The organism is Saccharothrix sabaoui, assembly GCF_051756985.1.
Taxonomy (GTDB): domain Bacteria; phylum Actinomycetota; class Actinomycetes; order Mycobacteriales; family Pseudonocardiaceae; genus Actinosynnema.
Genome location: NZ_JBPKJK010000029.1, coordinates 1 through 21182, shown reverse-complemented (window position 1 = coordinate 21182; position 21182 = coordinate 1). Strand labels below are relative to the sequence as shown.

At 71.9% G+C, this 21182-nt stretch carries 24 protein-coding genes; 20 read left to right on the top strand and 4 right to left on the bottom strand.

Translation table 11 applies throughout. The features are described from left to right. Positions 1-18: 18 nt before the first annotated feature. Positions 19-1176, bottom strand: a complete 1158-nt coding sequence (locus ACR807_RS11705; RefSeq protein WP_438921282.1) for a dipeptidase — start codon at positions 1174-1176, stop codon at positions 19-21. A gap of 254 nt (positions 1177-1430) precedes the next feature. Here ACR807_RS11705 and ACR807_RS11700 point away from each other — a divergent pair, with 254 nt between their 5' ends. Both ACR807_RS11700 and ACR807_RS11695 read left to right on the top strand, forming a co-directional pair. Then, the gene (locus ACR807_RS11700; RefSeq protein WP_015099292.1) at positions 1431-2147 is read left to right on the top strand and encodes a response regulator; all 717 of its coding nucleotides are present in this window, start codon (positions 1431-1433) and stop codon (positions 2145-2147) included. 68 nt (positions 2148-2215) lie between these two features. After that, entirely contained in the window at positions 2216-3466 is a 1251-nt protein-coding gene (locus ACR807_RS11695) for an HRDC domain-containing protein (protein WP_438921281.1), read from the top strand. A 208-nt stretch (positions 3467-3674) separates the two neighbouring features. Here the strand turns inward: ACR807_RS11695 and ACR807_RS11690 are convergent, their stop codons facing one another. Beyond that, a complete protein-coding gene (locus tag ACR807_RS11690) occupies positions 3675-4310 on the bottom strand; it encodes a MerR family transcriptional regulator (RefSeq protein ID WP_438921280.1) in 636 nt (211 codons plus the stop codon). Between the two features lie 91 nt (positions 4311-4401). Between ACR807_RS11690 and ACR807_RS11685 the strand changes: the two genes are divergently transcribed. From ACR807_RS11685 to ACR807_RS11660, 6 genes are all read left to right on the top strand, one after another. Then, complete coding sequence (locus ACR807_RS11685) at positions 4402-5319, top strand: hypothetical protein (protein WP_438921279.1); 918 nt, start codon at positions 4402-4404, stop codon at positions 5317-5319. Next, a complete protein-coding gene (locus ACR807_RS11680) occupies positions 5316-5765 on the top strand; it encodes an ABA4-like family protein (protein ID WP_438921278.1) in 450 nt (149 codons plus the stop codon). Before ACR807_RS11685 ends, ACR807_RS11680 begins: the two co-directional genes overlap by 4 nt. Positions 5766-5809: 44 nt before the next feature. Further along, positions 5810-7030 carry a thiolase family protein gene (locus ACR807_RS11675; protein ID WP_438921277.1) on the top strand — a complete coding sequence of 407 codons (1221 nt, stop codon included), beginning with the start codon at positions 5810-5812 and terminating at the stop codon, positions 7028-7030. Continuing rightward, a complete protein-coding gene (locus ACR807_RS11670) occupies positions 7027-9138 on the top strand; it encodes a 3-hydroxyacyl-CoA dehydrogenase NAD-binding domain-containing protein (protein ID WP_438921276.1) in 2112 nt (703 codons plus the stop codon). Before ACR807_RS11675 ends, ACR807_RS11670 begins: the two co-directional genes overlap by 4 nt. A 237-nt stretch (positions 9139-9375) precedes the next feature. Then, on the top strand, positions 9376-9828 hold the full coding sequence (locus tag ACR807_RS11665; RefSeq protein ID WP_438921275.1) for a hypothetical protein: 453 nt from the start codon (positions 9376-9378) through the stop codon (positions 9826-9828). A gap of 35 nt (positions 9829-9863) precedes the next feature. Next, complete coding sequence (locus ACR807_RS11660) at positions 9864-10592, top strand: DUF72 domain-containing protein (protein ID WP_438921274.1); 729 nt, start codon at positions 9864-9866, stop codon at positions 10590-10592. On the opposite strand, the gene ACR807_RS11655 is transcribed toward ACR807_RS11660, so the two are convergent. After that, complete coding sequence (locus ACR807_RS11655) at positions 10571-11317, bottom strand: arylamine N-acetyltransferase family protein (RefSeq protein ID WP_438921273.1); 747 nt, start codon at positions 11315-11317, stop codon at positions 10571-10573. The two genes, ACR807_RS11660 and ACR807_RS11655, sit on opposite strands and share 22 nt — an antisense overlap. A 57-nt stretch (positions 11318-11374) precedes the next feature. Here ACR807_RS11655 and ACR807_RS11650 point away from each other — a divergent pair, with 57 nt between their 5' ends. The 11 genes from ACR807_RS11650 to ACR807_RS11600 all read left to right on the top strand — a co-directional run bounded on the left by ACR807_RS11650 (position 11375) and on the right by ACR807_RS11600 (position 19878). Then, positions 11375-12199 (top strand): DUF72 domain-containing protein, encoded by an 825-nt coding sequence (locus tag ACR807_RS11650; protein ID WP_438921272.1) that lies wholly within the window; start codon positions 11375-11377, stop codon positions 12197-12199. Then, positions 12192-12572 carry an HNH endonuclease gene (locus tag ACR807_RS11645; RefSeq protein WP_438921271.1) on the top strand — a complete coding sequence of 127 codons (381 nt, stop codon included), beginning with the start codon at positions 12192-12194 and terminating at the stop codon, positions 12570-12572. Before ACR807_RS11650 ends, ACR807_RS11645 begins: the two co-directional genes overlap by 8 nt. 42 nt (positions 12573-12614) lie before the next feature. Then, complete coding sequence (locus tag ACR807_RS11640; protein WP_438921270.1) at positions 12615-12965, top strand: peptidase inhibitor family I36 protein; 351 nt, start codon at positions 12615-12617, stop codon at positions 12963-12965. A gap of 88 nt (positions 12966-13053) precedes the next feature. Beyond that, positions 13054-13557: a hypothetical protein gene (locus ACR807_RS11635; protein ID WP_438921269.1), complete on the top strand. Its 504-nt coding sequence runs from the start codon at positions 13054-13056 to the stop codon at positions 13555-13557. Between the two features lie 375 nt (positions 13558-13932). Then, on the top strand, positions 13933-14148 hold the full coding sequence (locus tag ACR807_RS11630) for a hypothetical protein (RefSeq protein ID WP_438921268.1): 216 nt from the start codon (positions 13933-13935) through the stop codon (positions 14146-14148). A 32-nt stretch (positions 14149-14180) separates the two neighbouring features. Beyond that, entirely contained in the window at positions 14181-14642 is a 462-nt protein-coding gene (locus tag ACR807_RS11625; RefSeq protein WP_438921267.1) for a hypothetical protein, read from the top strand. 238 nt (positions 14643-14880) lie between these two features. Continuing rightward, positions 14881-15705 carry a hypothetical protein gene (locus ACR807_RS11620; RefSeq protein ID WP_438921266.1) on the top strand — a complete coding sequence of 275 codons (825 nt, stop codon included), beginning with the start codon at positions 14881-14883 and terminating at the stop codon, positions 15703-15705. A gap of 165 nt (positions 15706-15870) precedes the next feature. Next, positions 15871-17757 carry a DNA/RNA helicase domain-containing protein gene (locus ACR807_RS11615; protein WP_438921265.1) on the top strand — a complete coding sequence of 629 codons (1887 nt, stop codon included), beginning with the start codon at positions 15871-15873 and terminating at the stop codon, positions 17755-17757. Positions 17758-17809: 52 nt separating this feature from the next. Further along, positions 17810-18445 (top strand): hypothetical protein, encoded by a 636-nt coding sequence (locus tag ACR807_RS11610; RefSeq protein ID WP_438921264.1) that lies wholly within the window; start codon positions 17810-17812, stop codon positions 18443-18445. Positions 18446-18452: 7 nt separating this feature from the next. After that, positions 18453-19424 carry a helix-turn-helix domain-containing protein gene (locus ACR807_RS11605; RefSeq protein WP_438921263.1) on the top strand — a complete coding sequence of 324 codons (972 nt, stop codon included), beginning with the start codon at positions 18453-18455 and terminating at the stop codon, positions 19422-19424. A 109-nt stretch (positions 19425-19533) separates the two neighbouring features. Next, the gene (locus ACR807_RS11600; protein WP_438921262.1) at positions 19534-19878 is read left to right on the top strand and encodes a nucleotide pyrophosphohydrolase; all 345 of its coding nucleotides are present in this window, start codon (positions 19534-19536) and stop codon (positions 19876-19878) included. A gap of 1 nt (position 19879) precedes the next feature. Here the strand turns inward: ACR807_RS11600 and ACR807_RS11595 are convergent, their stop codons facing one another. After that, positions 19880-20020, bottom strand: coding sequence for a hypothetical protein (locus tag ACR807_RS11595; protein ID WP_438921261.1), 141 nt, complete (start codon positions 20018-20020; stop codon positions 19880-19882). 154 nt (positions 20021-20174) lie between these two features. Here ACR807_RS11595 and ACR807_RS11590 point away from each other — a divergent pair, with 154 nt between their 5' ends. Then, positions 20175-21119 carry an NAD(P)/FAD-dependent oxidoreductase gene (locus tag ACR807_RS11590; RefSeq protein WP_438921260.1) on the top strand — a complete coding sequence of 315 codons (945 nt, stop codon included), beginning with the start codon at positions 20175-20177 and terminating at the stop codon, positions 21117-21119. Positions 21120-21182: the final 63 nt, after the last annotated feature.

Below are 21182 nucleotides of genomic sequence, written 5' to 3'. Positions count from 1 at the left end.
TGGGCGTACGACTCTCGGTCAGTCGTTGTCGCGGAGCACGCGCAGGGCGTTGCGGCCGGCGAGCTTGGCGCAGTCGTCCTCGCTCCACCCGCGGTCGAGCAGGGCGGCGAACAGGTCCGGGTAGCAGGAGACGTCCTCCATGCCCTCCGGCAGGTGCCGCGTGCCGTCGTAGTCGCCGCCCAACCCGATGTGGTCGACGCCGGCGACCTCGCGGGCGTGGTCCAGGTGCGCCAGCACGTCGTCCATCGTCACGCGCGGCGTCGGCTCGGGCCACGTGTCGACGAAGCGGTGGCGGGCGTCGAGGTCGTTGTGGTTCTCGCCGGCGGCCGTCATGGCCTCCTTGAGTCGCTCGTCCCACTCGACGTAGGGCTGCGACACGAAGTGCGGCACGAACGTCACCATGCACACCCCGCCGTTGCCGGCGAGGCGTTCGAGCACGTCGTCGGGCACGTTGCGCGGGTGGTCGGCGACCGCGCGGCACGACGAGTGGCTGAACAGGACCGGTTTGGTGGTGACGTCCAGCGCGTCGCGCATGGTGGTGGCGGCGACGTGCGACAGGTCGACGAGCATGCCGATGCGGTTCATCTCGCGCACGACCTCGCGCCCGAACTCCGTCAGCCCGCCGTGCACGGCCTCGTCGGTGGCCGAGTCGGCCCACGGCGTGTTCTCGTTGTGGGTGAGGGTCATGTAGCGCACGCCGAGCCGCCGCAGGGCCCGCAGGACGCCCAGCGACCCGCCGATGGAGTGCCCGCCCTCCGCGCCGATCAGCGAGGCCAACCGCCCGTCCTCGAACGCCCGTTCGGCCTCGTCGGCCGTCCGGGCGATCCTCAGGTGCCGGGGGTAGCGGGCCGCCAGCTCGTGGACCAGCTCCACCTGCTCCAGGACGGTGGTCACCGCTGCGTCACCCGCCAGCCGGCACGGGACCCAGACGGACCAGAACTGCACGCCCAACCGGCCCTCGCGGGCGCGGACCAGGTCGGTCTGGAGGGCGGGCTGGCGCGTCGTCAGGTCGACGACCGCGACGCTGTCCGCGGGGTGACCCGCCGTTGACTTTTCACCGAATTGCCCGCCGTCGGCCAGATCGCGCAGGGCCCACGGCAGGTCGTTGTGGCCGTCGACCAGTGGCACGCGGGCCAGCAGTTCCTCGGCCCGACCCCGACTCGTGGTGCTCGACACGGGCAACTCCTAGATGTCGTCGTGAGAACGGTTCGCGTTACACGACCTCCGCAGTTGTCCACCGATCGTGTGACAACGGGGGCCATCAGTGACAACTCGTTCGCGATAGATACCCGATTGATCGTCCCGTAGACCCGCTTGGGCGGCTACGCTGCCCCAGACGACACCACTTTCGGTCGATCAGTGGCGCGGCTGATTGGACGAAAGTCCCGGTGCCGGTCGGGGGGCACGACCGACTCCAGGGAGGTAGTGACGTGGCTGCCGTCGGCTTAGGTCAGGCCGTTCGTACCACGCCAGCCGGCTCGTTGCCGGCGAACATGGTCCCGCACCCGCGGGAGGAGCTTTTTTCAGTGCTGGTGGTCGACGACCACCCACTGCTGAGGGAGGCGATATCGGCTCGGCTCACCCAGATGGGAGCCGGGACAGTGCATGAAGCGGCATCGGTTGCGGAGGCTCGGGCGCGGGCACTCGCGACCGGACCGTGCGACCTCGCGATCCTCGATCTGGGTCTGCCGGACGGTACCGGCATCGACCTGGTCACGGAACTCCGTGCCCAGGGCTGGCCCCGCATCGTGGTCCTCGCGTCCTCCGACGACCCCTACGCGGTCAGGTCGGCCTTCCAGGCGGGCGCCCAGGCGTACCTCCTGAAGTCCGCCTCGCCGATGGTGGTCACCGACGGGGTGCGCAGGGTCCTCGACGGCGGCGTCTACGCAGACCCGAGCGTCGCGCCCGTGCTCGCCGCGGGCACGAGGGTGCCGGGCACCGACAACACGCCGCGGGAGCTCTCCGCGCGTGAGGTCGAGGTCCTCCAGCTGGTCGCCGATGGCCAGAGCAACAAGGAGATCGGCGAAGCGCTCAGCCTTTCCGCGCTGACGGTGAAGTCCCACCTGTCGCGGATCGGGCGCAAGCTGGGCACCGGGGATCGGGCTCAGATGGTCGCGCTGGCCATGCGTGCCGGCGTGATCCGCTGAGGGCGGTTGCCACACTGAACCGACCGAACACACCCGCGAGTGGTGCGTTCGTCGTAGGGTCATCCGCCGTGGACGTACCCTCCGACGAGCCAACCGAACCAACCGGAGCTGATCCGGTGCCGCTGGTGGAACCCGCTGACGGGGTTCCACCCGTCGTCGCCGACGCTCCGTCGCTCCGGCGTGCCGCTGACGCGCTCGCCGGGGCGACGGGTCCGGTCGCGGTGGACACCGAGCGCGCCTCGGGCTACCGCTACTCGCAACGGGCCTACCTGGTGCAACTGCGCCGGGCAGGTGCCGGGACCGTGCTGGTCGACCCGATCGCCCTGGGCGGTCGGCTCGACCCGCTGGTCGAGGCGCTGGACGGAACCGAGTGGGTGCTGCACGCAGCGTCGCAAGACCTGCCGTGCCTCGCCGAACTCGGGCTCCGGCCGAGCACGTTGTTCGACACCGAGCTGGCGGGCAGGCTGGCCGGTTTCGAGCGGGTGGCGCTGGGCACGCTCGTCGAGCGCTTGTTGGGCTACCGGCTGGAGAAGGGGCACGGTGCGGCCGACTGGTCGCGCCGGCCCCTTCCCGCGGACTGGCTCAACTACGCGGCGCTCGACGTGGAACTGCTGGTCGAGCTGCGCGACGTGCTCGAACAGGAACTGAAGCGGCAGGGGAAGCTGGAGTGGGCCCTCGAGGAGTTCGAGGCAGCCCGCACGGCGCCCCTGCCGCGTCCGCGCGCGGAGCCGTGGCGCCGCACCTCGGGCATCCACCGCATCCGCAGCCCGCGGCAGCTCGCCGCGGTGCGGGCGCTGTGGGAGGCGCGTGACGCGCTGGCCCGGGAACGCGACATCGCGCCGGGTCGGGTGCTGCCCGACACCGCGCTCGTCGAGGCTTCCGTGCGCGGTCCGGCCGACGAGGCCGCGCTGCTCGCGCTCCCCGTGTTCCGGGGTCGGGCGCAGCGGCGCCTGGTGTCGGTGTGGCTCGGCGCGCTCCAGAAGGCCGCGGCCCTGCCGCGCGCCGAACTGCCCGAGCCCTCGCAGCAGCACGACGGCCCGCCGCCGGCCAACCGCTGGTCCGACAAGGACCCGGCCGCCGCCGTCCGGCTCGCCGCCGCGCGCACCGCGCTCACCGCCATCGCCGAGGCCAACACCCTGCCGGTGGAGAACCTGCTGCTGCCGGACCTGGTGCGCCGCACCTGCTGGCAGCCGCCGGCCGACCTCTCCCCCACCGGCGTGGCGGCCACCCTCCGCGAGGGCGGCGCCCGGTCGTGGCAGGTCGACCTGACCGCGACGGCCCTGGCCGAAGCGCTGGCGACCCAACCCCCCACCACCTGACCCACCCCCACCCCCACTCCGGCCGCGAACGCAGGACACAAGGGTCGCGAGCGCATGACTCGCCGGCGACGAGCGCTGGACTCGCCCAACACGAACGCACGACTCGCGCGAGTCCTGCGCTCGCGACCCGCGAGTCCAGCGCTCGCGGCGGGTGAGTCATGCGCTCACGACCCGCGAGTCCTGCGTTCGCGGCCGGTGAGTCCTGCGGTCAGGTCTTGTCGGGCGGGGTGGCGGCGCGGCGGTGGGAGGCGTGCCGGCGGGCCAGCCTGCGCACGGCCGCCAGGGCCGCGTCACCCAGCACGGTGCCCACGGCCACCCTCTCCAGGGCGGCGTCCACGGACGTCGCCGCCATGACCCAGTCCAGGTCCCGCTCGGCCAGCTCGGCACCCGCCCGCGCGTAGTCGTCGAACAGCTCGACGAACGCGCCCTGCCCGACCTCGCGCGCCCTGGTGAGCACGGTGACGAGCGCCTGGTAGGCGTCCGAACGCTCGTCGCACTCCCAGCCCCGCCGCTCGACCAGCTCGCGCACCCGCGCGTGGGCCTCCTCGTCGGGCGACGGTTCGCTCTCCACCCCCCCGACGGCCTTCTCGACCGTCCCCATGGCCTTGTAGAGCGACTTCTCCGGGTCGTCCAACGCGCCCAGCACGTCCCGCACGGCCGCGATCGACAGCCCTCCCACCTCCACGAGCGCCCGCACGAGCCGCAGCCGGTGCAGGTGCTCCTCCGCGTAGCGGGCCTGGTTCGGGCTGGTCAGCTCGCCGGCCGGGAGCAGCCCTTCCCGCAGGTAGTACTTGATCGTCGGCACCGGCACACCACTGCGGTTGCTCAACTCGGCGACGCGCACGTCTCGACACCCCTTCCCAACACGGCCCCAAGTATGGATACTACCGCTATCCGATAGCAGACAGCGCCACTATCCATATGAGGAGCCGACCATGTCCCGCTTACTGCGCCCGCACCCACCGCTGATGCTGTTCTCCCTGCTCATGACCGCCTTGACGCTGGTCTCGGTGGGCGGTCTGGTCCTGGACGACCGCATCCTGACCGGATCACCCATCTGGTTCAAGCCGTTCAAGTTCGCCGTCTCGCTCGCCCTGTACGGCGTGACGCTGGCCTGGATGCTCACCTTCGTCACCCGCTTCCGCCGGGTCGCGTGGTGGGCGGGCACCGCGATCGCCGTCGCCGGCGGCGTCGAGATGACGATCATCGTCACACAGGTCCTGCGCGGCAGGCGGAGCCACTTCAACGTCGCCACGGCGCTGGACGCGACGCTGTTCTCGATCATGGCCGGCACGATCGTGACGCTCTGGGCGCTGCACGCGGTCATCGCGGTCGCCCTGCTGCTCACCCGCTTCGAGGACCGCGTCGCGGGCCTGGCGATCCGCCTCGGCCTGGGCCTGGCGCTGGTCGGCCTCGCGCTGGGCTTCCTGATGACGCGCCCGGCCCCCGGCCAGGACCCGGCGGCCGGGGTGGTGGGCGCGCACAGCGTCGGCGTGCCCGACGGCGGCCCGTACATGGCGGCCACGGGCTGGAGCACGACGGGCGGCGACCTGCGCGTGCCGCACTTCGTGGGCATCCACGCCCTCCAGGTGCTGCCGCTGGTGGTGCTGCTGTTCCGCCGGCGCGCGAACACGGCCCTCGTGTGGGCCGCGGCGATCGGCTACGCGGGGTTGATGGTCCTCGTCACGTGGCAGGCGCTGCGCGGTCAGCCGCTGCTGCGGCCGGACGCGGCGACGCTGGCGGGCACGCTGGCCGTGCTGGTGTGGACGGGCGCCGCGACGGCGTGGGCCCTGCGCCGGCGGCCGGCCCAGTCCGTGCCGACCACGCCCGAGCGCGAGGCGGTGCCGGCATGACCGGGTTCCTGTTCGGGATCACGTTCTGGTTGGTCGCGCCGTTCTGGGCGTTGATGGTGTTCGCCCCGAAGTGGTCGTGGACTCACCGGATCGTGTCATCGCCGCTGATCGCCGTACCGGCCCTGGTGGTCTACACGGCCCTGGTCGCCGGGCACCTGCCCGAGCTGTGGGCCACGATGAGCAGCCCCGAGCTGGGCTCGCTGCGCGAGTTCGCCGGCTCGTCGTGGGGTGCGGCGGCGATCTGGGCCCAGGTCCTCGCGTGGGACCTGCTGGTCGGGGTGTGGATGTTCCGGGAGGGCCGTCGACTGGGCCTGCACCCGCTGCTCATGGGCCCCCTGCTGGTGTTCACGATCATCCTCTCCCCCTTCGGGTTCGCGATCTTCCTCGCCATCAGGTACGCCTGTGACCGAGCCGACAGGGGCACCACTGTGGTTACCGGTCAGTAACAGGGGCTAGAGTTGTGTTACCGATCGGTAGGAGAGGAGACGCCGTGGCCGCACCAGTAGCGCCGGCACGCGTTCGCAACGTGGTCTTCGTGGACGGTGTGCGCACGCCGTTCGGCAAGGCCGGCCCCAAGGGAATCTTCGCGGAGACCCGTGCCGACGACCTGGTCGTCAAGGTCATCCGCGAGCTGCTGCGCCGTCACCCCGAGCTGCCCCCGGAGCGCGTCGACGAGGTGGCCATCGCGGCCACCACGCAGATCGGCGACCAGGGCCTGACCATCGGCCGGACCGCGGCGCTGCTCGCGGGCCTGCCGAAGTCCGTGCCCGGCTACGCCGTGGACCGCATGTGCGCGGGCGCCATGACGGCCGTGACGACCTCGGCCAGCGGCATCGCGTTCGGCGCGTACGACGTGGTCATCGCGGGCGGCGTCGAGCACATGGGCCGTCACCCGATGGGCGAGGGCGTCGACCCGAACCCGCGGTTCCTGTCCGACAGGATCGTGGACCCGTCCGCGCTCGTCATGGGCTCGACGGCGGAGAACCTGCACGACCGGTTCCCGCACATCACCAAGGAGCGCACCGACGCCTACGCGGCCGCCTCGCAGGCCAAGTACGCCGACGCGGTGAAGAACGGCAAGATCGGCCCCGAGCTGGTCCCGGTCGCCACCCGCTCCGCCGAGCACGGCTGGGGCCTGGCCACGGCCGACGAGCCGCCCCGCCCCGGCACCACCGTCGAGGACCTGGCGAAGCTCAAGACGCCGTTCCGCCCGCACGGCCGGGTCACCGCGGGCAACGCGGCCGGCCTGAACGACGGCGCGACCGGCTGCATCCTCGCCGAGGAGGAGACCGCCCGCGAGCTGGGCCTGCCCGTCGGCATGCGCATGGTGGGCTACTCGTTCCTGGGCGTCGAGCCCGACGTCATGGGCATCGGCCCGGTCCCGGCGACGGAGAAGGCCCTCAAGCGCGCCGGCCTGTCCATCGAGGACATCGGCCTGTTCGAGATCAACGAGGCGTTCGCCGTGCAGGTGCTCGCCTTCCTCGACCACTTCGGCATCGCCGACGACGACCCGCGCGTCAACCAGTGGGGCGGCGCGATCGCCACCGGCCACCCGCTCGCCTCGTCGGGCGTGCGGCTGATGACGCAGCTGTCGCGGCAGTTCGCCGAGCGCCCCGACGTGCGCTACGGCATCACCACCATGTGCATCGGCATCGGCATGGGCGGGACCGTCATCTGGGAGAACCCGCACTGGAACGGGGAGAGCAAGTGACCGCTTTGACCGCCGACGAGGCGAAGGCCCTGTTCCCCGACGAGGTCGTCACCACCGCCCGCACCCGGTTCGTCCAGGTGCCCGGCGTGGACGGCCAGGTCGCCCTGATCACCATCGACAACGGCCACGACCACACCCGGCCGTCCACGTTCGGCCCGCAGTCGCTGGTCAGCCTGGGCACGGCGTTCGACGAGGCCGCGGCCGCGAACCCGGTGGCCATCGCGGTCACCGGCAAGCCGTTCGTGTTCGCCGTCGGCGCCGACCTGACCGCCGTGGAGGGCGCGTCGCGGCGCGAGCAGGCCGTGACCATCGGGCAGCTCGGGCACGACGTGTTCCGCAAGTTCACCGAGTCGACCGTCCCGACCTTCGCGTTCGTCAACGGCGCGGTCATGGGCGGCGGCCTGGAGCTGGCGCTGTCCTGCCACTACCGGACGCTGGCGTCCAACGCGGCGGCCATCGCGCTGCCCGAGGTGTTCCTCGGCCTGTTCCCGGGCTGGGGCGGCACGCAGCTGCTGCCGAACCTGATCGGCGCGAACGACGCGGTCACCGTGATCTTCGAGAACGCGCTGAACCAGAACAAGATGCTCAACCCCAAGCAGGCTCTCGACCTGGGCATCGCCGACGTGCTGTTCGACTCGGCCGACTACCTGGAGCAGTCGCTGCTGTGGCTGGCGTCCGTGGTGCGCGGCGACGTCGTCCCCCACCGCGGGGAGATCGACCGCGGCGAGGCGTGGGACGCGGCCGTCGCCCGGGCCCGCGCCATCGTCGAGGGCAGGACCAAGGGCGCGGCGCCCGGTGCGCTCAAGGCGCTGGAGCTGCTGGAACTGGCCCGCGCCAACGACCTCGACGCCGGGTACGCGGCCGAGACCGAGGCGCTGGCCGACGTCGTGATGAGCGACGAGCTGCGCGCCGGCCTGTACTCGTTCAACCTGGTGCAGAAGCGGGCCAAGCGGCCGGCGGGCGCGCCGGACAAGTCCCTGGCGCGCAAGGTCACCAAGGTCGGCATCGTCGGCGCGGGCCTGATGGCCTCCCAGATGGCGCTGCTGTTCGCCCGCCGGCTGGAGGTGCCCGTCGTGCTGACGGACGTCGACCAGGCGCGCGTGGACAAGGGCGTCGGCTACGTGCACGCCGAGGTCGACAAGCTGCTCGGCAAGAAGCGCGTGTCGCCGGACAAGGCGAACCGGCTCAAGGCCCTGGTCACCGGCTCGCTGGACAAGGCCGCGTTCGCCGACGCGGACTTCGTCATCGAGGCCGTGTTCGAGGACCTCGGCGTGAAGAAGAAGGTGTTCGCCGAGGTCGAGGAGCACGTCTCGGCGGAGGCGGTGCTGGCGACCAACACGTCGTCGCTGTCGATCACCGACATGGCGGCCGACCTGAAGCACCCCGAGCGGGTCGTCGGCTTCCACTTCTTCAACCCGGTCGCGGTCATGCCGCTGCTGGAGATCGTGCGCGCCGAGCGCACCGACGACGCGACGCTGGCCACCGCGTTCGCCGTGGGCAAGCAGCTGAAGAAGTCGTCGGTGCTGGTCAAGGACGCCCCGGCGTTCGTGGTGAACCGGCTGCTGACCCGCTTCATGGGCGAGGTCGTGAAGTCCATCGACGAGGGCACCCCGTTCGAGGTGGCGGACAAGGCCACCGAGCCGCTGGGCCTGCCCATGTCGCCGCTGGTGCTGCTCCAGCTCGTCGGCCCCGCCGTGGCGCTGCACGTGGCCGGCACGATGCACGGCGCGTTCCCCGACCGCTTCGGCGTGTCGGAGAACATGAAGCGCTTCGTCGAGGCCGGCAAGACCGCGGTCTGGCAGTGGGACGCCACCGGCAAGCAGACCGTGGACCCCGAGGTGCAGGCGCTGTGGGAGTTCGGCGACAAGCCGCTCACCGGCGACGAGGTCTTCAACCGGGCCCTGGAGGCCCTGGCCGAGGAAATCCGCATCATGCTCGACGAGGGCGTGGTGGCCGAGGCGCAGGACATCGACCTGTGCATGGTCCTGGGCGCGGGCTGGCCGTTCTGGCTGGGCGGCATCACCCCGTACCTGGACCGCTCGGGCATCTCGGAGAAGGTGACGGGCAAGCGCTTCCTCGCCCCCGGCATCGCCTCCGTCCCCGCCTAGCCCCGGTCCCGGCCCTGGTCCCGGCCGGCTGGTCCTGACCACAGCGCACCCCCGTCGCCCTCCCGGGTGGCGGGGGTGCGCTGTCGCGTGGGCGGTCACCGCGCGACGCCCGGTCGGCGACTCCCCGGCCACCTGCCTCTGACACCGAGTGGTCGCCGGTTGCTGCGCCCGGTTACCGCCGGCGCGCAGCCGGGTGAGCGGGCGCCGGAACCCGCCGCCGCACCCGATCTTGGTGGCATGACCCCTCAACGCCGAAGAGCCCGCGCCCGCCGACCGCACCCCGACCCCGTGCGGGTGGAGGAGCTGGTCGCGTTCCTGCGGTCCGACCGGGGCTGGCGCGACGAGGTGGCCCGCCGCCTCGTCGCCAGGCTCGACCAGCGGCTCGTGCGGTCGGTGCGCGCGTGCGGGTGCCGCCCCATCGCGCACGTCGCCGAGCAGCTCGACAGCCAGGCGTGCGTCGACCTCGGCCCCGGCGCCCCCTACCAGCTCGCGAAGGCCGTGTACGGCCAGGTGAGGCTGCGCGGCGCCGCCCGCCTGCGCCAGACCGCCCGCAGCCTGCGCGTGCTCGGCGTGTACCTGTGCGGCAGCGACCTGGCGCACTGCCCGTGCACCGAGGCCCTGGCCCGCGACCCGCAGCAGGCGCGCGTGGACCACGTCGTCAGGGGGGCGCTCGACGGCGCCGGGTTCTGAGTTTCACGCGTGTGGTTCGCGGCAACTCGGTCACCGTGGGTGAGATCCGGATAGGCACGTCGGGCTGGCACTACCCGCAGTGGCGCGGGGACTTCTACCCGCGCGGCCTGCAACAGCGCCTGGAGCTCCAGTTCCTGTCCCGGCGGTTCGGCACCGTGGAGGTCAACGGCTCGTTCTACGGCCTGCGCAAGCCGACCGACTACCGGTCGTGGTCCGAGCGCACGCCCGACGACTTCGTGTTCGCCGTGAAGGGCCACCGCGAGGTCACCCACCACAAGCGCCTGCGCGACGTCGGGGACGCGCTGCGCGAGTTCTACGACTCCGGCGTGCTGGACCTGGGGCCCAAGCTCGGCCCCGTGCTGTGGCAGCTGCCGCCGATGCTGCCGTGGCGGCCCGAGCGGCTGGCCGCGTTCCTCGACCAGCTCCCGCCCGTCCGGCACGCCCTGGAGATCCGCCACCCCACCTGGGACAACCCCGAGCTGGTCGAGATGCTGACCGAGCGCGGGGTGGCGCTGTGCGCGGCGGAGTCGGCGGGCCGCTTCCCCGAACCGGTCGAGCCGACCGCCGACTTCGCCTACGTGCGCCTGCACGGCGACCGCGAGCTGTACAAGAGCGCCTACTCCGACGAGGCGCTGGACAAGTGGGCGTCCCGCGTCCGCGAGTGGTCGAAGACCCGCGACGTCTACGTCTACTTCGACAACACCATGGACAACGCCGCGCCGCACGACGCCGTGGTCCTGGCTCAGCGGCTGGCGATCGACTGAGGCACCCGGTCCAGCACGATCCCGAAGTGCTTCGCGTAGGCGGCGAGCAGCGCGTCGTCGCCCAGGTCCTCCACGAGCCTCTCGTCGCCCTTGGTGGTGATCAGCTTCGAGCCGGCGACGGTCACCCGCCCCTCGGCGGTGGGCAGCGAGCAGGTCGCGCCGCGCCGGAACGGCGACCCCGGCCACGTCTGCTGGTACCAGCACGTGGCCCGGAACTCCGCCAGCTCCCGGGGCCGCCGCTCGAACCGGTACTGCGGCACCCCGTCGAACAGCACGTCCACGTCGCCCTCGGGGGTGTCGACGAGCCGGAACACCCCGGTCGGGTCGTGCTGGTCCTCCCGGCTCGTGATGTCCAGCGGTCGCAGCGCGAACCGGCCGAACCCCACGTCGACCAGCAGGTTCCCGACGCGCAGCGCCAGGTGGTCGAACGGCGGACCGTACGCGCCGTCGGTGAACACCTTCGCCGACAGCAGCTCCACGTCGTGCCCGAGCGCGCGGAGCAGCGCGGCGAACGCCCCGTTCAACTCGTAGCAGAACCCGCCGCGCCGCCGGTGCACGACCTTGTCCACCAGCGCGTCCTCGTCGAGGCTGATCTCCTCGCCGAGGTGGATGGACAGGTTCTCGAAGGGCACCGTCGCCAGGTGGCGTTCGTGCAGTTCGACGACGCCATCGGCGCGGGTCGCGCCGATGCGGTCGAGGTAGGCGTCGAGCGTGCGGTCGTCCATGGTCGACACCTTCCACCCTCAGGTGCGCTGGAGGTCAAGAAGGGGTACCCCGGGGCCATGGCGGGACAGGTGCGGATCGGCACGTCGGGCTGGGTGTACCCGACGTGGCGGCGCGGCGCGTTCTACCCCGAGGGGCTCGTGCAGCGCCGCGAGCTGGAGCACATCTCGCGCCTGACCACCTCCGTCGAGCTGAACGGCTCGTTCTACTCGCTGCAACGCCCCTCCAGCTACCGGGCGTGGGGCGAGCAGACGCCCGACGACTTCGTGTTCGCGGTCAAGGGCGGCCGGTTCATCACGCACCTCAAGCAGCTGCGCGACGTGGAGGTGCCGCTCGCGAACTTCTTCGCCTCCGGCGTGCTGGCGCTGGAGCACAAGCTCGGCCCGTTCCTGTGGCAGCTGCCACCGCGGATGACCTACGACCCCGACCGGCTGGCCACGTTCTTCGACCTGCTCCCCCGCACCACCGGGGAAGCCGCCAAGCTCGCGGAGAACCACGACGCACGCCTGCCCGACGAACGCGCCCTCGTGACCACCGAGGTCGACCTGCCCCTGCGGCACGCCCTGGAGGTCCGCCACGAGACGTTCCTGACCGACGAGTTCCACGACCTCCTGCGGGCGCACGGCATCGCCCTGGTCGTCTCCCACAGCGCCGGCCGGTTCCCGTACCTCGACGACGTCACCGCCGACTTCGCCTACCTCCGCCTGCACGGCAGCCAGGCCCTCTACGTGGGCAGCTACACCGACGCCGAACTCGACCACTGGGCGGACCGCGTCCGCGAGTGGTCGGCGACCCACGACGTGTACGCGTACTTCGACAACGACACCGACGCGGCGGCCCCGCACGACGCGGTCCGCCTCGCCGCCCGCCTGGCCCATGCCTGACGCCGCCCTCGACCGCGCCGCCCGCCTCGCCCTGGCCATCGCCCGCGACGGCCCGGACTGCACGTGGTGCCGCCGGGCGTTCACCGGCCACGTCACGCCCACCACCGACCACCTCGTGCCCAAGGTCAAGGGCGGCCCGTCGTGGCTGGAGAACGAGGTCGCCGCCTGCCGCCGCTGCAACCGCGAACGCGGCCACCTGTCCCCCGTGGACTGGCTGGCCGAGTGCGAGCGCCGCGGCTGGCACCCCGACGCCGACCGCGTGGCGCGCGTCCTCGACTCCCTCGCCGAGGCCATCGCCGACCGGGGCGGCCAACGCCGTGCCCGCCCCTACCTGGCGGGCCAACAGCGCCGGTTGAACCACACCAACAGGTGACGGCCCGGGACAACCGGCCCAGCCGCGTGCAACCTGGGTGACATGAAGATCATCACCCTCACCGCCGCCCTGTCCCTGCTCGCCACCGGCACCGCCGCCGCCGCGCCCGCCAGCCCGACCTGCGACCGCGGCGAGTTCTGCGCCTGGTCCGCGAAGGACTACACCGGCACGGCGCACCGCCTGGACCTGGAGACCGCGAACCCGCGCGAGTGCATACCCCTGCCGGACGGCTTCACGGCGCGTTCCTTCGCCAACCTCCTCAACCGCGACACGTCGGTGTTCCAGAGCGCGACGTGCTCGACCGAGTCCGACTTCACCACCTACCCGGGCCGGGGCACCTACGTGCCCGACGCCCCGTTCGTCGTGCGGGCGGTGCAGGTCTGGGAGCCGTAGGACCCGATTCTGGGCGAAGACGGCCACTCGCGGGCCGTCTTCGTCCAGAATCGACCTCCCACCCGCACGTGAAAGGGACCGATCCCCGGTGACCACCCGCTCCACCGCGCGCACCCCCGAACCGACCACGCACCTCCCCGTCACCGAGGAGCAGGCCGAGGCGATCACCACCGGCTCCCTGAACCGCGGCAGGCTCCTCTTAGCGTCCGCCCTGGTCCTCGGCGCGGTCACCACGGCCCTGTCCCCCCTGCTGGCGGGCGGTTACCGCCCCCTGGCCGAGTTCGCCCGGACGTCGAACGGCGTCGCCGTCGCCACGGTCCTGACAGCCGGCCTCACCGTGCTGCTGGGCAGACGAGCCCTGGACGGCACGCACCTCGTCCTGCGCCGAACACGCCAACTCCGCAGCGCCATCGGCCTCTCCTGGGCGTTCGGCCTCCTGGGCTCACTGCTGGCCGTCTTCGCCCAGACCTACGCCCTGGTCAGGACCACCGGCGACACCGGCGCGGCCTGGCTCCTGCTCCCCCTCTACGTCCTCCCGATCCTCCCCACCTCCGCGGCGGTCGTCACCGGCAGGCGCCTGTTCCCCGTGTAGCGGACCGCCGCACCGGCCGCGGCACGATGAGCCGGATGCCGGAGCCACCCTCGTGGGCCTCCGCGCCTCCCTCGCAGCCGACGGCGCGCCGGCGCGCCATGAACGGCGTCCACGCGCGGGACGGTGAGCGGTGAACCCCCTCATCCGCGAGGCCGACCAGTGGACGCGGGAGGTCGACAGCGCGATGAATTGGACGCCCGCACCGTTGCAGCACCTGGTCGACCCGATCGCACGCGCCATGGCGCTGCTCCACAAGAAGCTGCGGGACCTCCGACACGTTCTGGATCGCGATGGGGGTCGCGCTGACCACGTTCGTGGTCGCATCCTCACCGCGGTGGGCACGCCGTCACGATCGTGGGTATCCCGGCGGCGGTTGTGGCGCTGATCGGCGCGGCGGGAGTGACGATCAGCCTCATCAGCGCGACCATCGTGGCGATGGAATCGCACATCAACACGATCGAGGTCGAACAGGCCGCGATCCGGCAGAAGGTCCGCGACCTGGGCTCGACGTGGGCGATGCCGAACAACGGGGACATGGCCGACGCGAGCACGGCGGACGGTGCCGGCTCGGACCGGCGGCCCAGCCCGTGAGGCCCGTCGGACCCCCACCGCTCCACGCCTGGATGCCGGCCACGCGCGTGCGGGAGGTGCGCGGGCTGTGCGTCGGCCTTGGCGTCGGGGGTGTGGCCGTGTGCGCGGTCCTCGCACTGGCGATCGTGGTCGTCGGCGGGATCCTGCCCGCGACCTACCCCCCGTTCGAGACCGTCCTGTGGATCCCGGGGTGCGGCTCGGTGTCGGGGTTGCTGCTGTCCTGCCTGAGCCTGATCTCGTCACGGTCCTTCGTCCGGGGTGAGCAGCTCGACCTCGCCGGCGCGCGTCGGGCCAGGGCCGCATCGGCGGTGTGCTGGCTGAATTCGACCTTGTTCTCCCTGCTGTCCTGGGCCGCACTGGTGGCCGGGGTGAGCAAGGACCTGATACCGACCGGTTCCACCGTCGGCGCGTGGGCCTACCTGGTGCTGGTGACCGCACCGGCGGGCCTGGCCGGTGTCCTGTTCTTCGCCGGACGTGCGCTTTTCTCCCGCTGATCCGCGCATGACGGATTCCCGCCGACCGGAAGAGCACGTCGGGACCTAAGGTCAACCCCCACACGATCAGGTGACAACCGGTGGGGACCGTCCATGACGCTCGCTCTTCTCGCCCTCTGCTACGGCAACCCCGACACGAGGAAGCGCTTCCACGACACGATCGAGGGTTCCATTGGAGGAGTTGTACCCTTCCGGCGAGGCGCACTTCTGGGGCGCGATCCCCCGGCACGACAAACCCATGGAACGGCTGCGCTCCGGCGGCGTCGTGCTGTTCGTCGGCGAGAAGAAAATCAAAGCCACCGGCGAGATCGGACACCTGTTCCGCAACGAGCCCTTGGCCGACCTGCTCTGGAACCAGCACGCCAACGATTCGAGCTTCACCAACGTGTACAGCGTCCTCGACGTCCGGCTCACCGACTACCCGATCACCGATCTCTGGGGCATCGAAGGATTCACCGCCGGCGACTACGTGTACGGGCAACGCCTCGTCGAAGAGCCCAGGTCGTCCCGCCTGATCACGGCTTTCGACATCACCCCAAGCACCGTGGAAGCGGAGTTGAGCGCCAAGCTGAACGCCACCGCCGACCGGATCGGGCTGGACACCCGCGTGATCCCCGTCGAACGAACCCACGTGGACGTCGTCTGGCACCGGATCGCGGAACGGCAGACCGCGTACGAACGGGTTGAAGCCCGTCTGGTCGCCCACTACCGGGATTTCCGCTCCGACGTCGAGATGCACAGCTTCGTCACGCCGAGTGGCAAGCGAGCCGACCTGTACTACCGCGACGACGCGGATGTCGTGGTCATCGAGGCGAAGAGCCTGGCCACGCACAGCAAGGTACGGGAAGCGGTCGCCCAACTGCTCGACTACGCGGCGGACAGCCCGGACGCGGTCACCCGCCTGATGGCCCTCTTCCCGGAACGTCCCGGCGCCGACGGTGTCGCCCTGCTGCACCGACTCGGCATCGACTGCGTCCACCGGAACGCCGACAACCTGTTCACCACGGAACCCGCCCCCGACGAACGCCGTCGGTACATGCACCCGGTCTGGCGCGGCCGCTGACACCCCTCGCCCGGTGAAGCCCCGGTCACCCCGATCGCGGTGATGTGACGTAGCCGTACCGGGGCGCGCTAACCTCTCCCCTGCGGCCCGCCGGGCACCGAGCGCACGCTCGTCGTTGCCCCCACCCGCACGTGTATTCCGCGTGCCCAGGTGGGGGATCAACCGGTGGCTCTCGTGCGCCGCAGCGCTCAGGACCTGCTCGACATGGCCGACCGACTGCACACCGTGCTCGAAGAACAGGCCCGCATCCAGTTCGATTCGGGCGTGGGCAAGGCCGAGGTCCGGTCGTGGCGGAACAGCCTGCCCGCGTTCCTCACCGACGTCGTCGACGCGGGCCTCGGGCACGTCGAAGTGCTGCTGGAGCACAAGCTGCCCCACAACCCCAAGCGGGTCGACGTCGTCCTGTGCGGCACCCACCCCCGACGCGGCACCCCGTCCTACGTGCTGGTGGAGTTGAAGCAGTGGTCCAGCGCCGAACCGGTGGGCGACGACCTGGTACAGGTCCCGCACTACCCGGAGCCGGTGCTGCACCCCGTGGAGCAGGTGCGCCGGTACTGCGAGTACCTCGTCGACTCCACCCCGTCCCTGGCCGAGCAGCCTGGCGCGGTCCACGGCCTCGCCTACCTGCACAACGCGCTGGAGTCGGGTGTCTGGCGCCTGTCCCGGTACGAGATGGACGACTACGGCCGCCTGTACACGATGGACACCCGGTCGCTGATGACCGACCGCCTGAAGGCGCTGCTCGACCCCGACCCCGCGACGAGAGAAGCGGCCGGGCGGGCCGCCGAGGACCTGCTGAACGCACGACACGCGCCGTCCAAGCCGCTGCTCGACCTGGCGGCACGCGAAATCCAGGACCGGGAGCAGTTCGTGCTGCTCGACGAGCAGCAGGTGGCCTACAGCGCTGTCATGCAGGCCGTCGAACGCGCCCGCACCAGCCGCACGCAGACTGTGGTGATCGTGCTCGGCGGACCGGGCTCGGGCAAGAGCGTCATCGCGCTGAGTCTGCTCGGCGAACTGGCCCGGCTGGGCCGGCGCGCCTACCACGCCACCGGCTCCAGCGCGTTCACCAGCACGCTGCGCAAGCTGGCGGGTAAACGCGCACCGCGCGTACAGAGCATGTTCAAGTACTTCAACAGCTTCATGGACGCCGAGGCCCGCGGCCTGGACGTGTTGATCTGCGACGAGGCACACCGCATCCGGGAGACCAGCGTCAACCGCTACACCAAGGCCGAAGCGCGGCAGCGGGCGCGGCGGCAGGTGACCGAGTTGATCGACGCGGCCTGGGTTCCCGTCTTCCTGTTGGACGAGCACCAGGTGGTGCGGCCCGGCGAGATGGGCTCGACGCGCGAAATCGAGGCCGCGGCCAGAGCACTGGGGTGCGAGGTCGAAGTCGTGCACCTGGCGGGTCAGTACCGGTGCGGCGGGTCGGAGTTCTTCGACGCCTGGGTCGCCGGTCTGCTCGACATCGGCCGACGCCCCGCCACCGCGTGGTCGGACCTGGTGACCCGCGCCGACAAGGACTTCGTCGTCCGGGCCGCCGCCACCCCGGCGGAGGTCGAGGAATGGGTCCTGGCGCAGCGGGCGCGGTTCGGCGGGACGGCCCGGCTCGCCGCCGGGTACTGCTGGAAGTGGAGCGACCCCACCACCCGGGACGGCACGAAGGTGCTCGTGCCGGACGTCCGCGTCGGCGACTGGCAGCGCCCCTGGAACGCGAAGCCGGGCAAACGGGTGCCCGACGCGCCCGAGTCCCACTACTGGGCCAGCGACGAGCGCGGCTTCGGCCAGGTCGGCTGCGTCTACACGGCGCAGGGCTTCGAGTACGACTGGGCCGGAGTGATCTTCGGTCCCGACTTCGTCCGCCGGGGCGACCGGTGGGAGGCCCACCCCGGGCACTCCCACGACCCCGCGGTGAAAAAGGCCGAGGGCGCGCACTTCCACAACCTGATCAGGAACACCTACAAGGTGCTGCTGACCCGCGGGATGCGCGGCGTATGCGTCTACTCGACCGACGCCGAGACCCAGGAGTACCTGGAGGAGCTCGCGCGCTGAGCCGCCCTCGACGGCCGCCGGGATTGTCGGTGCCCGGGATTAACCTGCACGTATGACGATGTCGAACGCCACGGAGCTCACCGCGGACCACCACGCGCGGCTCGCCGAGTTGGGGTTGCGCGTCGACCACCTGGACGAGGCGATCTGGGCCGGGGTCGACGCGAGGCTGAGCGCGCCGCCCCTCGGGCCCACCAACGGGGCCGGCCTGCTCGACTGGGTCCACCGGGTCGGCAGGCTGCGCGAGGTGCTGGTGGCCGAGGGGTGGACGAAGGTCGACAAGTGGAACGCGGGGCTCGTGCAGCACCCGTCCAAGCCGGTCGTGCTGGGCACGCTCCAGGGCAACCGCAACACCGGCAACGCCAACGCCCCGCTGCGCAGCGACTACGCCAAGGGCCCGGCCATCGCGGCCATGATGCGCGGCAACGACCACGACCAGCTGTCGCTGTTCGACTCGTTCCACGCGCACGAGTGGAAGCTGTGGTTCCTCGTCACCTACGTCGTGCAGGAGGACGAGCGGACGACCGTCCTGCGCGAGGTGTCCCAGCCCGAACCCACCCCGCAGGGGCAGGTCGTCGACCGCTGGGCCCACCGGATCACGTTGCCGCCGCTGGAGTTCGGCTCCCTGCCGACACCCAGGGCCGACCACACGGCGCACGACGTCGACGTCCCGGTGAGGGTGCGAGAATGACCCGATCATGCTCACGCCCTCCCGCCTCGTCCTCGCCCGCACCCGGCGCGGCCTCACCGCGGCGGAGCTGGCGCGCAAGGCGGGCGTGGCGGGCGTCGCCGACTACGAGCGGGGCCGCCGGGTCCCGAGGCCCGCGACGACGCTGAAGCTCGCCGCCGCGCTCGGGTTCCCGCCCTCGTTCCTCGGCGGAGACGACGTCCCGCACGTCGAACCGGCTTTCACCGGCCCCCGGACCGACCGCACGAGGGCCACCGCCGCCGCACGCCTCGCGCTCGGCTTCGCCGACTGGCTCGACGCGGAGTTCGCGCTCCCCGAACCGGACGTGCCGACCTGGGAGCGCCCCGACCCGGAGACCGCGGCCACGATGCTCCGCGCCCGCTGGGGCATGCCGCACCGACCGGCCCCCACCATGGTCCACCTGCTGGAGGCGCACGGCGTGCGGGTCTTCTCCCTGCCGCCCGACTGCGCCGGCGCGGGCTCGTTCTCCTTCCGCCACGCCGGCACGCCGTTCGCGTTCCTCGACCCGGCGAACGCCCGCGACGACGCCGCCCGCGAACTCGGCCGCCTCACCGGCAGCGGTGACCCGCAAGCGTTCGCGCGCGCCTTCCTCCTGCCGAGAACAGCGCTCCTCGCCGCGGTACCCCGCAACCCGGTCACCGAGCAGGTCCGCGCCCACGCCGCCACCTGGCGCGTCACCCCCCTCGTCCTCGCCCACCGCCTGCACGACCTCGGCCTGCTCACCCCCACCCAGCACACGACGGTCTGCGCCAACCTGGCCCGCGACCACCACCCCGGGCGGCACGAGACGTCCCAGCTGCTCGCCAAGGTCTTCGGCGCCCTGCGCGCCCGCGGCACCACCCCGCACCACGTCGCACGACACCTCCACCTCGACGTGGAGGAGCTGAACGGCCTGCTGTTCGGCCTCGTCCTCACCGCCCTCCCGGGCGGGCGCCACCTCACCGCCGTCCCCCGCCGCTGACACCGCGAACAGCCACCTGTCACGCAGTCCTCGAACGACGGTGCGCGGCCCCGTTCAACGCCCGCGACGCGTGTTCGGCCTGTCCGCTCCCGTGTGGTAGCCCTGCGGCATGAACAACGTGAACAACCTCGACGCCCTGCGTGACGCGCTGCGCCGCTTCGCCGCCGCCCGCGACTGGGACCAGTACCACACGCCGAAGAACCTCGTCATGGCGTTGTCCGGCGAGGTCGGCGAGCTGACCGACCTGTTCCAGTGGCTCACCCCCGAGGAGGCCGCCCGCGCCATGGAGGACCCCGAGCTGGCCTGGAACGTCCGCGACGAACTGGCCGACGTCGTCCACTACCTCGTGCGGCTGGCCGACAAGCTCGACGTGGACCTCGTCGAGGCCGCGTTCGCCAAGATCGAGCGCAACGAGCGGCGCTTCCCCACGAGCTCGTTGGAACCCGTCGAATGACCTACAGGTAGGTCAGCAGCAGCAGGAACAGGGACAGCAGCAGGATCAGGGCGAACAGCGCCGCGGCCCACGTCGGGTCGGTGGGCGGGCGGGCACGGGCGTGCCTGCCCCTGCGTCTGCCCCTGCGCGACCGCCACGGCACCGCTGCCTCCCCACCCCGCTAGCCGCCGTTCATGCCGCTACCGTAGGGAGGACCACAAGCACCCGACCCAGCGTCACCCGCACGCGCCAGGGGCATCCCCCGGTCAGCCCTCTCGTTCGCCGGAACGTGACGATTCGTCAAGGATGTGATCGCCGTGGGTGTCCTCGTGGTCGGTGCGGGCATCGCCGGGGTGGCCTGCGCCCGAGCGCTGACCGACGCCGGGATCGACACGCGCGTCCTCGAACGCTCACCGGTCGTCGGGGGCCGGATGGCGAGCAAGCGCTACGACGGTCGGCGGGCGGACATCGGCGCCGGGTACTTCACCGTGTCGGACGCCCGCTTCGCCGCCGTCGTGACGCGCTGGCAGGGGGCCGGCCTGGCCCGCGAGTGGACGGACACGCTCGCCGTGCACTCCGCCGACGGCGTCTCGCACACCACCGGCCCGATGCGCTGGGCCGCACCCGGCGGACTGCGGTCCCTCGTGGAGGACGTGGCGTCCGGACTGGACGTCACGACCGGGCACACCGTCGAGTGGGTCGAACCCGGCCCCCGCGTCGACGGCGAACCCGCCGACGCCGTCGTCCTGGCCCTGCCCGGACCGCAGGCGCTGCGCCTGCTCGACCCGCGCCTGGCCGGCACCCGGACCGCCGCCGGGGTACAAGACTGGCTGCCGTCCCTCGTCGCGACCCTGGAGTACCCGACGCGGAGCTGGGCGCCGTTCCACGGGGCGTTCGTCAACGACCACCCCGTCCTCACCACGCTGTTCGACGACGGCAGCCGCCGGGGCGACGACGCGCCCGTGCTCGTCGCGCACACCGACGACGCGTTCGCCGGGCAGTACGTGGCCGACGCGCCCGCCGCGGCCGACGAGGTCGAGGTCGCCGTCCGCGAACTGCTCTCCCTGCCGGAAGCCGCCGTGAACGTCCACGTGCACCGGTGGACGTTCGCCCGTCCCGCCGCCCCCGGCACGGCCCCGTTCCACCTCGACGACGACCTGGTCGGCATCGCCGGTGACGCGTGGGGCTCACCGAAGGTCGAGACCGCCTGGCTGTCCGGCACCCTGCTCGGCGAGGCCCTCGCGGCCCGGCTCGGGCGGTAAAGCAGCCACGACAACGCAAAAAAGCCCCGAGGGGACGCTTCGCATGAAGCGTCCCCTCGGGGA